Origin of the sequence: Agrobacterium sp. NPDC090283, assembly GCF_044769685.1 — a bacterium.
In the GTDB taxonomy this organism is placed as follows: domain Bacteria; phylum Pseudomonadota; class Alphaproteobacteria; order Rhizobiales; family Rhizobiaceae; genus Agrobacterium.
The window spans coordinates 134730-148005 of the sequence record NZ_JBIVYG010000012.1 but is presented as its reverse complement, the minus strand read 5'-3'; the positions used below and the strand labels follow the sequence as shown (position 1 = coordinate 148005).

The following is a 13276-nucleotide window of genomic DNA, read 5'->3' as shown; positions in this document are numbered from 1 at the left end:
TCGCGCTGCTGCTGCGAGGGCTTTTTAATCAAGGTTTCGCCATCAGACTTTAAAAATCAGTCGCCCTGTCCGGGCTCGGCAGAAAAATAGAGCTCGAGCTTGCCTTCGACGCCGTCCATTTCCTTGGCTTCCGGCATCGGGTCGCGCTTGATCGTGATATTCGGCCAGATTGCCGCATATTCGGCATTAAGCTTCAGCCATTTGTCGAGACCCGGCTCCGTATCGGGCTTGATGGCTTCGGCGGGACATTCCGGTTCGCACACACCGCAATCGATGCATTCATCGGGATTGATCGCGAGGAAATTTTCACCCTCGTAAAAGCAGTCGACGGGGCAGACCTCAACGCAATCGGTATATTTGCAGCGGATGCAATTGTCGGTCACGACATATGTCATGATGAACTCCAGAATATGCAGGCCGGGTCTGTGGGCTTCGGAACACAAGCCGTCGCCCGGAATTCAGACAGGGCAATTTCGCAAGTGACGTAATGCCTTTGCCTGCAGATAGCAAGGATAAACAATTCTGAAAAACGGGTGTGACCTGGAGGTTTATTCTAATCTTTGCTTCCGTCGCTATCAGACAGAAACCTGTCGAGCGCCCTGCGCTCTTTTTTGGTCGGTCGCCCGCTGCCCGGCTCGCGCAACGCCTGCTCCAGAGGCGTCAGCCTGTCGGAAGGTTCCCGTGGCGGTGTCTCATCGTCATAGAGAAGTCTGGCTTCCTCATAGGGTCCACGCCGTGTTCCCCCTGACTTGACAACAAGCACCTTGTCCATCCGCTCGAAGCCGATCTCCAGCCTGTCGCCCGCCTTTACCACATGGCTGGACTGGCGAATGGCAATGCCGTTGACCTTGACGTGGCCCGACTGAATGTAGCTTTGGGCAAGTGAACGGGATTTGGCCATACGGGCAAAGAACAGCCACTTGTCCAAACGCTGACGCGTGCTTTCCAGTGGCTGTTCGCTGCTTCCCATAGGCTTACTTCTTCAGCTGCTCCTTGAGAGCAGCGAGCTTTGCGAAAGGTGAATCCGGATCGAGCGGCTTTTCCTTACGCGGCGGCTTGGCTTCGAAGCGCTGCTGACCCTGCGGCTTTCCGCCACGGTCATTGCGTTCCGGCCGGTCCTTGCGCTCCCCGCGATCATGACGATCATTGTTGCGGTTGTTGCCACGGTCGGGACGGCCGCCATCGCGCTTGCGCTCGCCGTCGCCACTGCGATTGGCAGCTTCGCGGTTTGCACCGTCACGATTGTCGCGACGACCTTCACCACGACGCTCGCCCTGTTCGCGCGCGCCTTCACCGCGGCCCTGGCCGCGATTGCCGGGACGACGGTTTTCGCCACGCTGATTTTCGTTGCGACCACCCGGACGCCACAGAAGAACGGGCTTGGGCTCGGCGGCCTCCGCGCTTTCCGGCGCAGCCTCGGCAACGATAGCCTCTTCGCTGGCAGCTTCGGCAACGGGTGCCTCGACAGCTTCGCCTTCCGCAACAGCCGCCGTTTCGGACACCTGCTCTTCGGAAACCGGCTCGTGCTCCTCGGTCTCGATGTTTTCCTCTTCAGCCGTCGCCGCTTCTGCGGCAGCCGGAGCAGAGGCACCGGCATGGCTGGCGAGGAAGGCCTGCGCCTCTTCCGCCGTCACCTGATCGGCGCGATAACCAAGGCCCTTCAGAATTTCTTCCATGTCGTCGAGCGTTGCGCCGAGAATGGAAAGCATGGCGGTCGTGGTCGTGAAACGGCGACCGTCATAAGCACCTTCCGGGCGCGGCTGTTGACCGGGTTTCCACTGCAGCAGCGGGCGGATGAGATCGGCCAGACGCTCCAGAATATCGATACGCACGGCACGCTTCCCAAGGAAGCGGAAACCGGCGAGCTTGTAGAACATGCGCTCGAAGCTGGCATCGGTGACGACCGACGTACGGCCGGCGGCCAGCACCGGGATGAGATCGCCATAACCCGGCTTGCCAAGGCCATCATTCTTCAAGGCCCAGAGCAGCGTGACAAGCTCCGCCGGGGCGGGCTTGAGAAGCGCGGGCAGGAAAACATGATAGGCGCCGAAACGCACGCCATAACGGCGCATGGAGGCACGCGCGTCCTGATCGAGCGACTTCACGTCTTCGGCGACGTCGCGGCGGAACAATACACCAAGATTTTCGACGAGCTGGAACGCCAGGCCCTTCGCCAGACCCTGAAGGTCCTCGGCGCGGGAAATATCGTCCAGCGGCTTCAGCACGGTCGCAATCTGGTGATTGACGAAACGCTCGACGCGCGCCAGCGCATGATCGCGGGCATTGCCGCTCAGCTGCTCATCGGCGAGCAGGATCACCCGCGGCTTCATGATGTTGTCGCCGGCCGAAAGGCGAGCCACCGGCTCGCCCAACCAGCGAACCAGACCATCGGAGCTCAAAGCGAGATCGCCATTTCCACTGGCGTGCAGACGCGCGGCGCGCGCCTCGTATTCGAGCGCAAGCGCCTTCTGCGCCGCAGCCTGCACGGCCTTCTGATCCGGCCCTTCCATTCCCGGCACCGGTGTGAACCGGAACCCGGCCAACTGGCCGACGTGATGACCTTCTACGAAGACATCACCATTTACACTGATTTCAGCTTCAAGCATCGCATTCTCTCTCAGGCGCCTCATGAGCACAGATGTCCTGCGATCAACAAAGCGTTTCGTCAACCTTTCATGTAGCGCATCGGACAATCGATCCTCGATTTCCCGCGTCTTTTCTTGCCAGTGTGTCGGATCGGCAAGCCATCCTGGGCGGTTCGATACATAAGTCCATGTTCTGATCTGCGCAATCCTCGCAGACAAGGTATCGATCTCTCCATCCGTACGGTCGGCGCGGCGCACCTGCTCGGCCATGAAATCCTCGTTCACCGCCCCGCGCTTGACGAGATCGAAATAGAGCGTGGAAATCAGATCGGCGTGCTGTGCGGGGGCGATGCGGCGATAATCGGGCAGCGCGCAGGCCTCCCAGAGTTTTTCCACCCGCGCATCCGTCGTCGTCACATCGATGATCTCGGGGTAGCGCGACAGATATTCAAGCGCCTGCTGGTCGATGGCTGGCAGAGCCCTCGAAAGCCCCTGGATCGTCGGCGCGGCATCAAGGCTCGTGCGCAGATTGGCAATGGAGGAAAAATCGAAGTTTTTCGTCCGCCATTGCAGAACCTTCACCGCATCGAACTGATGGGTTTCGATCCGCTCCACCAGCTCGTCGTCGAACGGATCGACACGCCCCGTGACACCGAATGTACCATCGCGAAGATGACGGCCGGCGCGGCCGGCGATCTGGCCGATCTCGCCCGGATTGAGGTTGCGGAACTGGTAACCGTCGAATTTGCGGTCCTGCGCGAAGGCGACGTGATCGACATCGAGGTTGAGACCCATGCCGATGGCATCCGTCGCGACAAGATATTCCACATCACCCGACTGGTAGAGGCCCACCTGCGCATTGCGCGTGCGCGGCGAAAGCGCGCCCAGCACCACGGCCGCGCCACCGCGCTGGCGGCGCACAAGCTCGGCGATGGCATAAACCTCATCGGCGGAAAAGGCGACGATTGCCGTGCGCTGCGGCAGACGGGTGATCTTCTTCTGACCGGCATAAAAAAGCTGCGACAGGCGCGGCCGCTCCACCACGGTTATTCCCGGCAGCAGCTTTTCGAGGATCGGACGCATCGTGCCGGCACCCAGAAGCAGCGTCTCTTCCCGTCCGCGCAGATGCAGCACCCGGTCGGTGAAGATATGCCCGCGTTCGAGATCGCCGGCCAGCTGCACCTCGTCGATGGCAACGAAAGCGGCGGTCGTCTCGCGCGGCATGGCTTCCACCGTGCAGACGGAATATTTGGCTTTGGGAGGCGCGATCTTTTCTTCGCCTGTTATCAGCGCCACATTCGGCGCACCCACCTTCTCGACCAGACGGGTATAGACCTCCCGCGCCAGAAGACGCAGCGGCAGGCCGATGACACCGCTGCCATGCGCGACCATCCGCTCGATCGCGTAATGGGTCTTGCCGGTATTGGTGGGGCCGAGAACGGCCGTGACACCGCGGCCGCTCAGGATCATGGGGCGAAAATTCAACGTAGTATCCGCGAATCGACTTCATCTGCTTGTCGTGCGCCCGGCATCACCGATGCGGGCCGCACGCACCACACATGGCAACGCCCGCCAACAAAGGCAATAGGCCTCATCCGTAAAGTAGCCAAGGAGGAATCCGCCAATGATTTTTCTGTACAGATTCAGTGACTTGAAGGTCCAAAAAGAATCCGGCAAAAATGCAATCGATTCGGCTGCGGAACAGTCTGCGAACGAATCGAATACGAATCGCTGACTCGGCAGGATTCAGCTTTTGTTCTCCGCAATATCTGGGTGGCGAGGGCGCAGCCCATACCAGATTATGAATCCGGATAAGTCCTTGGCCGGATTCGGCTTTACGGTAAAGCCGCCGGGCAGAAATACCGGAATCGACTGTCAAGCGGCAATCCCGGAAAAACTTATTCAAAACATCCACGAAGGATCGGATCAGAGCGCCTCGCCGGCGAGCAGACGCGGCGCATTCGCATCCGTCGTGCCGGCGGCCTGGCCGATGAAATAGGATTTGAGACCCGGCAAACGATCCACCACGCCCAGACCGAAATCGCGCATGATGCGGATAGGGCCGACATCGTTGGAGAAAAGCCGGTTCAGCACATCCGTCGTCACGCCCATGCGCAGCGTGTCGAAACGACGCCAGGATTGATACCGCTCCAGAACGTTGAGGGATCCGATATCGAGGCCGAGACGGTCGGCCTCGACCACGGTTTCGGCAAGCGCCGCCACATCCTTGAAACCGAGATTGAGGCCCTGTCCGGAAATCGGGTGGATGCCGTGCGCGGCATCACCCGCAAGCGCAAACCGTGGCGCAACGAAGGAGCGCGCCAAAGTCAGACCGAGCGGAAAAGCACGGCGGGGACCAACGGGACGGACGGGACCGAGCTTGTGGCCGAAGCGGCGCTCCAGCTCTTCCTCGAACACCAGATCGTCGGAAGCGACCAGCCTGTCGGCGTCGGCCGTGCGTTCGGTCCAGACGAGCGAGGAACGGTTACCCTTCAGCGGCAAAATGGCGAAAGGGCCGGAGGGCAGGAAATGTTCTTCAGCACAGCCCTCATGCGGCCGCTCATGTTCGACCGTGGTGACGATGCCGGACTGGTCGTAATCCCAGCGCACGGTCTTGATACCGGCCATGTCCCTCAGCACCGAACGAACCCCGTCACAGGCAATCAGCAACCGGGTTTCGAGCGACGATCCGTCGGAAAGGTTTATGGCTGTCGATTGCGGCCCTGCGGTAAAGCCTGAAACGCTGAGACCATGGCGCATTTCGACACCGAGGCGCTCGCATAGGCCTCGCAAGGCACCCACCAGAGCGACGTTCGGAACCATGTGGGCAAAAGGCCTGCCCGCTTCCACCGCGCCATCGAAGGTCAAAAACACAGGGCGGACCGGATCGGCGGTCTTCGAATCGGTAACGATCATCTTGTGGATCGGCTGAGCCTCGGGCTCGATCTCGTTCCATATGCCGAAGACATCGAGCATGCGCGTGGCCGCGGCAATGATGGCGGAGGCGCGCATATCCTTCTTCCAGACGTCCTCGGGAGCGGCCTCGACCACCTGCACATCAAGGTGCGGGGCCGCCTGCTTGATTGCAACAGCAGCGGAAAGACCGACATATCCGCCGCCTGCAACTACCACGTCCAGCATCACGCTTCTCCTCAAATCTTGTGCACGCATCATCGGCGCACTATAGACCATGTGACGTCTTCCTACAGCCGGAGCAGGCCGAAAAAATGTCGCATCCCTCGCAAACGTCAGACCCGATGGCCAATCTCATCGCCACGCTCGATCTCGAGAAGCTGGAAGAGAACCTCTTCCGGGGCGAAAGCCCGCAGATCGGCTGGCAGCGGGTTTTCGGCGGCCAGGTCATCGCGCAGGCCCTGATCGCCGCGCAAAGGACCGTGGATGACGACCGCTTCGTGCACTCGCTGCATGCCTATTTCATGCGCCCCGGCGATCCGCTGGTGCCCATCGTCTATCAGGTGGAACGCATCCGTGATGGTGCGAGCTTCTGCACACGCCGGGTGGTCACCATCCAGCATGGCAAAGCCATTTTTTCCATGTCGGCCTCGTTTCAGATTTTCGAGGATGGTTTCGACCATCAGATCAAGATGCCGGATGTGACACCGCCCGAGAAGCTAATGAGCGAGGAACAGATGCAGGCAGCCTTCCTTGCCAAAGCGCCCGCTTCCATCCGCAAATACTGGAGCAACAAGCGACCGATCGAGATCAGGCCGGTTTCGCTGACCCATTATATCTCTAAGGAAAAGCTGGAGCCGCAGCAGGATATCTGGGTCCGCGCCGTTGGCGACGTGCCTGCTGATCCGCGCCTTCAATCGGCCATTCTCGCCTATCTTTCCGACATGACCCTGCTCGACACGTCGCTTTATGCCCATGGCACGACGATCTTCGATCCGTCCATTCAGGTGGCGAGCCTCGATCACGCCATGTGGTTCCACCGGCCATGCCGGCTGGACGACTGGCTGCTCTACACCCAGGACAGCCCCAGCGCGTCCGGCGCACGCGGTTTGACCCGTGGCAATATTTTCACCAGACAGGGTGAACTGGTCGCCTCCGTGGCGCAGGAGGGTTTGATCCGCAAAAGGGCAAATGATTAAATAACGTGCTTTTTCAGAAAATCGCACATTTAATAGACGCAAATTTTGGCGACAAATGCCCCTTTTTCAGACGCCTTTCATATAAGTTTTATATTTCAATACGTTAGAGACACACTCAAAACTGGCACGTCCTTTGAATGTATGTCCTCAGTCGCTGTTACTGATCTGCCAGCGGCAGGAGAGTCGGCTCCGTGCCGAGGACAAAACAAAGGATGGGAAACCAGATGAAAATTGTGATGGCCATTATCAAGCCGTTCAAGCTGGATGAAGTGCGCGAAGCGCTCACCGGCGTCGGCATCCAGGGCCTGACCGTGACCGAGGTAAAGGGTTACGGACGCCAGAAGGGGCATACCGAGATTTATCGCGGCACGGAATATGCGGTGAGCTTCCTTCCCAAGCTGAAGATCGAGATCGCAGTTCCATCCGACGTCGTCGACAAGGCTGTCGAAGCGATCGCGTCTGCGGCAAAGACCGGGCAGATCGGCGACGGCAAGATCTTCGTCTACTCTATCGAACAGGCCGTGCGCATCCGTACCGGCGAAACCAACACAGAAGCGCTTTGAAGCACGGCTGACAGGGGAGTTTTCCAACCATGCAACTCAACAAGTTTTCAACGCTCGGCAAGCTGGGCGCCGCAGCGGCGGCCCTGATGGCGCCGGCCATCGCCTTTGCCCAGGATGCCGCGCCGGCAGCAGCCGCGGCGCCCGTTCCGGAAAAAGCCGACACCGCATTCATGTATGTCGCGACGATCCTCGTGCTTTTCATGATCATTCCGGGTCTGGCCCTGTTTTACGGCGGCCTCGTCCGCACCAAGAACATGCTCTCCGTTCTCATGCAGTGCACGGTCGTCGGCGCGGTCATGATGCTCGTCTGGGTCATCTACGGTTACTCCTTCGCCTTCGGCGGCGGCACCGGCCCCTATTTCGGCGGCTTCGGCAAGCTGTTCCTGTCGGGCGTTTCGCTTGACAGCACCTCCGCCACCTTCTCTGAAGGCGTCGTGATCTACGAATACACCTTCATCGCCTTCCAGATGACCTTTGCGGCCATCACACCGGCTCTGATCATCGGTGCTTTTGCGGAACGCGTGAAGTTCTCCGCCGTCATCCTCTTCACCATTCTCTGGGCCACCTTCGTTTATTTCCCGGTCGCACACATGGTCTGGGATGCGAACGGCCTGATCTTCGGCATGGGTGCGCTCGACTTCGCCGGCGGCACCGTCGTTCACATCAATGCCGGTATTGCAGGTCTGATCGGCGCGATCATGGTCGGCAAGCGCACCGGCTTCGGCAAGGACATGATGGCTCCTCACTCCATGACGCTGACGCTCGTCGGTGCCGCCATGCTGTGGTTCGGCTGGTTCGGCTTCAACGCCGGCTCCAACCTTGAGGCATCGGGTGGTGCGGTTCTCGCCACCATGAACACCTTCCTCGCAACCGCAGCAGCCATCGTTTCCTGGTCGCTGGTTGAAAGCTTCACCCGCGGCAAGGCCTCCATGCTGGGCGCCGCTTCGGGCATGATCGCCGGCCTCGTCGCCGTCACGCCTGCCGCCGGCTCCGTCGGTCCGATGGGTGCCATCGTTCTCGGCCTCATCGTTTCGCCGATCTGCTACTTCTTCGTCTCCGTGGTGAAGAACAAGTTCGGTTATGACGACACCGCCGACGTCTTCGGCGTCCACGGTATTGGCGGCATCATCGGCGCTCTCGGCACCGGCATCTTCACCTCGCCGCTGCTTGGCGGCACGGGCAAGGAAGACTTCTCCATCGCCTCGCAGCTCTGGACCCAGTTCGTTGCCGTCGCCATCACCATCGTCTGGTGCGCCATCGTCTCGGCAATCCTCTACAAGATCGTCGACGTCATCGTTGGTCTTCGGGTTCCGGTCGAAGCCGAACGCGAAGGTCTCGACCTCGCAACCCACGGCGAAGCCGCCTACCACTCCTGATATCGCGGACAAGGGGTTCTCCATCCCCTGTCCCAAAAGAAGGCCCGCTCCGGCGGGCCTTTTTCTTTGCTGAAAATCCGAAGCGCTTCAAAAAACCGCATGGTTAACACGACATTAACCAGCAAGCGGTTAGTTTTCCCTGTCAATCCGGGATCAGGTCACCCTGCCGGATCTTGCCGAAACCACAAAACAACGGGTTCAGGGACATGGGCAGAATGCATTCTCCGACATTCGATGGTCGTCACACGCGCTTCGTGTTGACGGCGTTTTTCGTGCGTCAGATCATGGCTCTCGCCGGTTTTGCTCTTTTAGCCACGATTGCGCTCGGCATCGCCGCGCTTGCCACATGGAACGTGGCGGATCCGAGCCTCTCTTATGCCACGGGAAACCAGCCCACCAATCTTCTGGGTTACAGCGGCGCGATCTTTGCCGATATCGTGATGCAGTTCCTCGGGCTTTCCGCAATCATCTCGCTTCTCCCCGTCATCGCCTGGGCGATCGCGCTGATCGCGGGTCGCAAACTCCACCGCATACCTGCCCGCCTCGTCGCATGGGTTGCGGGCGCCATCGTCTGCGCTGCCTCGCTCGGCTGTTTTCCGGCCCCCGTCACCTGGCCGCTGCCGAATGGCATCGGCGGCGTCATCGGTGACATGATCCTGCGCTTTCCCGCCCTTTTCATCGGCGCTTACCCCACCGGCACCATTGCCACGGTACTGGGTATCATATTTGCGGCGCCCGCCGCTTGGCTGATGCTGTTTGCCGCCGGTATTGTGGGCGGTCTGGATGACGAGTTAGAACGCGAAGAAGCCGCTCCCGTCGCCACCAGCAAGGCCCGCGCAACCCGTGAGGCAGAAGAGGATGATGAAGACGACGGCGAGGGTTTCTTCGCCAATATGCTCGCCTTCGGCGCGCTGACGCATTACTGGTACATCACCCAGGCGCGTTTCCGCCGCCTGTTCGGCCTGAAGTCGAAATCCCTGCACGACGAATTCGAACATCCTTACGACTTCAACGAATATGAATTCGGCACGCTGAACGAACCCTCGCGCCTCAAGACCGCAATCAATCGCCTCGACCAGCGCGCAGAGCCGTCTTTCGAAGAACGCGCCGCATCGCGTCGCCAAATGTCGCCTCCCTCCATTGCGCTCGATCATGACGAGGACATGGATGACGAACCACCCTTCGACGCGGATGGACAGCGGCTGCCGAACGGCATTCTCTCCGACGACGAGTCCGACCAGAAATTCACCGCCAGACAGGCGCCTGGACGCGGGCAGCCCAGAATAACCGCCCCTTCGGCACGCCCGAAGCCGAGCGAGCGCGTGGCAAGGGAGGCGCAGGCCTCTTTCATCGCCGCAGACGGTTTCCAGCTCCCCACCGTCCATCTTCTGGCCGAACCGAAGAATGTCGTTCGCGACAATATGCTGAGCGAGGAAGTGCTGGAACAGAATGCCCGACTTCTGGAAGGCGTTCTCGAGGATTTCGGCGTCAAGGGCGAAATCATCCACGTCCGCCCCGGTCCGGTGGTGACACTTTACGAACTGGAACCGGCACCCGGCATCAAATCCTCGCGCGTCATCGGCCTTGCGGATGACATCGCCCGCTCCATGAGCGCAATTGCCGCCCGTGTCGCCGTCGTTCCCGGCCGAAATGCCATCGGCATCGAACTGCCGAACCAGACGCGCGAAACCGTGTTCCTGCGGGAACTGATCGGCAGCCGCGATTTCGAAAACAGCAAGGCCAAGCTCGCCATGGCGCTCGGCAAGACCATTGGCGGCGAACCCGTCATCGCCGATCTCGCCAAGATGCCGCATCTGCTGGTCGCCGGCACCACCGGTTCGGGCAAGTCGGTCGCCATCAACACCATGATCCTGTCGCTGCTTTACCGCATGTCGCCGGAACAGTGCCGCCTGATCATGATCGACCCGAAAATGCTCGAACTGTCGATCTATGACGGCATTCCGCATCTGCTCTCTCCCGTCGTCACCGATCCGAAAAAGGCCGTCGTGGCCCTGAAATGGACGGTGCGCGAGATGGAAGAGCGCTACAAGAAGATGTCGAAGATCGGCGTGCGCAACATCGACGGCTTCAACAGCCGCGTGCAGCAGGCGCTCGACAAGGGCGAAATCCTCACCCGAACCGTACAGACCGGCTTCGACCGCCAGACCGGCGAGGCGATCTACGAAACGGAAGAGTTCGACCTGAAGCCCCTGCCCTATATCGTCGTCATCATCGACGAAATGGCCGACCTGATGATGGTCGCGGGCAAGGACATCGAAGGCGCGGTGCAGCGTCTGGCGCAGATGGCGCGCGCCGCCGGCATCCACGTCATCATGGCGACGCAGCGCCCCTCCGTCGACGTCATCACCGGCACGATCAAGGCAAACTTCCCGACCCGCATCTCCTTCCAGGTAACGTCGAAGATCGACAGCCGCACGATCCTTGGAGAACAGGGCGCCGAACAGCTGCTCGGCATGGGCGACATGCTCTATATGGCAGGCGGCGGACGCATCCAGCGCGTGCACGGCCCCTTCGTTTCCGACAATGAAGTCGAAGAGATCGTCGCTTATCTGAAAACACAAGGCGCACCGGAATATCTGGAAGCCATCACCGAGGAAGATGACGAGGAAGGCGCTGGCGGCAGCCCGGCCGGCGGCGGCAATTTCTCCGACTCCGAAGACCCCTACGACCAGGCCGTCGCCGTCGTGCTTCGCGATGGTAAAGCCTCCACCTCCTATGTGCAGCGGCGCCTCGGCATCGGCTACAACCGCGCCGCCTCGCTGATCGAGCGCATGGAGCAGGAGGGCATCATCGGCCCCGCCAATCATGCCGGAAAACGCGAAATACTCGTACCGACGGAAGCAGACATCATCGAGCGATAACATCCGCAACCAAGCGCGGCGGAGAAGCGTTATTACACGCTTTCAACGTCATGAAGCCGCCGCCTTTTATGCGGACAATCGCTGCGATGAAGGAGAACAGAATGAACGACCTCACCACCGGCGAAACGGCCATCGCAAACGCACAGCAAAACGGCGTGACGCGACGGGGCGTGCTGACGGCATTTTCCATGGCTGCAGTGATCGCCGGCCTGTCGCCGCTCGACGCATTTGCCCAGGCAGCCGGCAATACTGCCACTGCGCAGAAAATCGCCAATCATTTTTCCTCGGTCAAAACCATGATGGGCGAATTCGTGCAGTTCGGCCCGCGTGGTGAGCAGACCGGCGGCAAGTTCTACATCGAACGGCCCGGCAAACTCCGTTTCAACTATGAAGATCCCTCACCCATGCGCGTCATCGCCGACGGCAAGAACGTCGTCATCGGCAACATGAAGCTGAAGACATGGGATCTCTATCCGCTGTCCAAGACGCCGCTCAGCCTGCTTCTCTCCGACAAGATCGATCTCGGCAACCAGAAGGTCCGCGATGTGAAGGAAGAATCGGACCTGACCACCATCGTACTTGGTGACAGGAGCGTCTTCGGCGATTCCACCATTACCCTGATGTTCGACCCGAAGACCTTCGATCTGAGACAATGGACCACGACCGACGCCCAGAACAAGGACACGACGGTCATGATCTTCAATGTGCAGACCGGCGTGAACCTTGATGAACGCGTCTTCAACATCAATTACGAGGAAGTCCGCAAAGGCGGCTGAGGCTTCAGGCCCCGAGGAAATTCTTCGAAAGGCGACCCCATGGTCGCCTTTTTCATTTTCCCGCTAAAATACATTCCCGTTTTCGTCACGATGTTATAAGCCTGCGCCCCGGAAACTTGTCACGGCCCATGCGGTTCGCGGCAATAAAAGCGGAGCACATGCATGTCGTTTTCGATAACCACCTGGAACATTAACTCGGTCAGACTCAGAATGCCGATCGTTGAGCAGTTTCTGGTGCGTTACAAGCCCGACATTCTCTGCCTGCAGGAAACGAAATGCCCGAATGGCGAGTTTCCGATGAAGCCCCTGAAGGCGCTCGGTTATGAGCACGTCATCATTCACGGCCAGAAGGGCTATCACGGCGTCGCCATCGCCTCGAAGATTCCACTGGCCGAAGATCATCGACAGGACTATTGCGGTGTCGGGGATGCGCGGCACATTTCCGCGATTTTCCAGGTTGGATCGCGCCGCGTGCGGCTGCATAATTTCTACGTTCCGGCCGGTGGCGACGAGCCGGATCGGTCGATCAATCCGAAATTCGGCCACAAGCTCGATTTCATCGAGGAAATGAAGGCGCTGCGCGCCGATGGCGTGCCCGGCACCTCATCCATTCTCGTCGGCGATCTCAACATCGCGCCGCTCGAGAACGATGTCTGGTCGCACAAGCAACTTCTGAAGATCGTCAGCCATACGCCTGTCGAAACCGAAGGCATGCTTGACATCATGAAGAAGGGCAACTGGCTCGATCTGATGCGCCTGAACGTGCCGGAGACGGAAAAAATCTATACCTGGTGGAGCTACCGCGCCAAGGATTGGGAAGCCGCAGACCGCGGCCGCCGTCTCGACCATATCTGGTCGTCGCAGGATCTCGGTTCCTCGCTCGAAAAAATCGACATATTGCGCGAGGCCCGCGGCTGGAACCGTCCATCGGACCATGTTCCCGTCACTGCCCATTTCCGGTTCTGAACAGGACGAAGACTGG

General features: G+C 59.8%; 10 protein-coding genes. 6 read left to right on the top strand and 4 right to left on the bottom strand.

What is annotated here, in order from left to right:
* Window positions 1–56: 56 nt before the first annotated feature.
* The 4 genes from fdxA to ACIQUH_RS18035 form a co-directional block, all read right to left on the bottom strand.
* A complete protein-coding gene (gene fdxA, locus ACIQUH_RS18050; protein WP_003520294.1) occupies window positions 57–395 on the bottom strand; it encodes a ferredoxin FdxA in 339 nt (112 codons plus the stop codon).
* A gap of 158 nt (window positions 396–553) precedes the next feature.
* Window positions 554–970 carry an RNA-binding S4 domain-containing protein gene (locus ACIQUH_RS18045; RefSeq protein WP_400817472.1) on the bottom strand — a complete coding sequence of 139 codons (417 nt, stop codon included), beginning with the start codon at window positions 968–970 and terminating at the stop codon, window positions 554–556.
* A gap of 4 nt (window positions 971–974) precedes the next feature.
* The gene (locus tag ACIQUH_RS18040; protein WP_400817529.1) at window positions 975–4055 is read right to left on the bottom strand and encodes a helicase-related protein; all 3081 of its coding nucleotides are present in this window, start codon (window positions 4053–4055) and stop codon (window positions 975–977) included.
* Window positions 4056–4511: 456 nt separating this feature from the next.
* Window positions 4512–5837, bottom strand: a complete 1326-nt coding sequence (locus ACIQUH_RS18035) for a ubiquinone biosynthesis hydroxylase (RefSeq protein WP_400817527.1) — start codon at window positions 5835–5837, stop codon at window positions 4512–4514.
* Between ACIQUH_RS18035 and tesB the strand changes: the two genes are divergently transcribed.
* The 6 genes from tesB (at window position 5813) to ACIQUH_RS18005 (ending at window position 13260) form a co-directional block, all read left to right on the top strand.
* Window positions 5813–6697, top strand: a complete 885-nt coding sequence (tesB, locus tag ACIQUH_RS18030; RefSeq protein WP_400817469.1) for an acyl-CoA thioesterase II — start codon at window positions 5813–5815, stop codon at window positions 6695–6697. The genes ACIQUH_RS18035 and tesB overlap by 25 nt on opposite strands.
* A gap of 212 nt (window positions 6698–6909) precedes the next feature.
* Window positions 6910–7260, top strand: coding sequence for a P-II family nitrogen regulator (locus ACIQUH_RS18025; RefSeq protein ID WP_004444057.1), 351 nt, complete (start codon window positions 6910–6912; stop codon window positions 7258–7260).
* A gap of 29 nt (window positions 7261–7289) precedes the next feature.
* Window positions 7290–8636, top strand: a complete 1347-nt coding sequence (locus tag ACIQUH_RS18020) for an ammonium transporter (RefSeq protein WP_059759790.1) — start codon at window positions 7290–7292, stop codon at window positions 8634–8636.
* A 215-nt stretch (window positions 8637–8851) separates the two neighbouring features.
* On the top strand, window positions 8852–11518 hold the full coding sequence (locus ACIQUH_RS18015) for a DNA translocase FtsK (RefSeq protein WP_400817466.1): 2667 nt from the start codon (window positions 8852–8854) through the stop codon (window positions 11516–11518).
* 50 nt (window positions 11519–11568) lie between these two features.
* Complete coding sequence (locus tag ACIQUH_RS18010; RefSeq protein ID WP_400817464.1) at window positions 11569–12294, top strand: outer membrane lipoprotein carrier protein LolA; 726 nt, start codon at window positions 11569–11571, stop codon at window positions 12292–12294.
* A gap of 162 nt (window positions 12295–12456) precedes the next feature.
* On the top strand, window positions 12457–13260 hold the full coding sequence (locus ACIQUH_RS18005) for an exodeoxyribonuclease III (RefSeq protein ID WP_400817461.1): 804 nt from the start codon (window positions 12457–12459) through the stop codon (window positions 13258–13260).
* Window positions 13261–13276 lie beyond the last annotated feature (16 nt).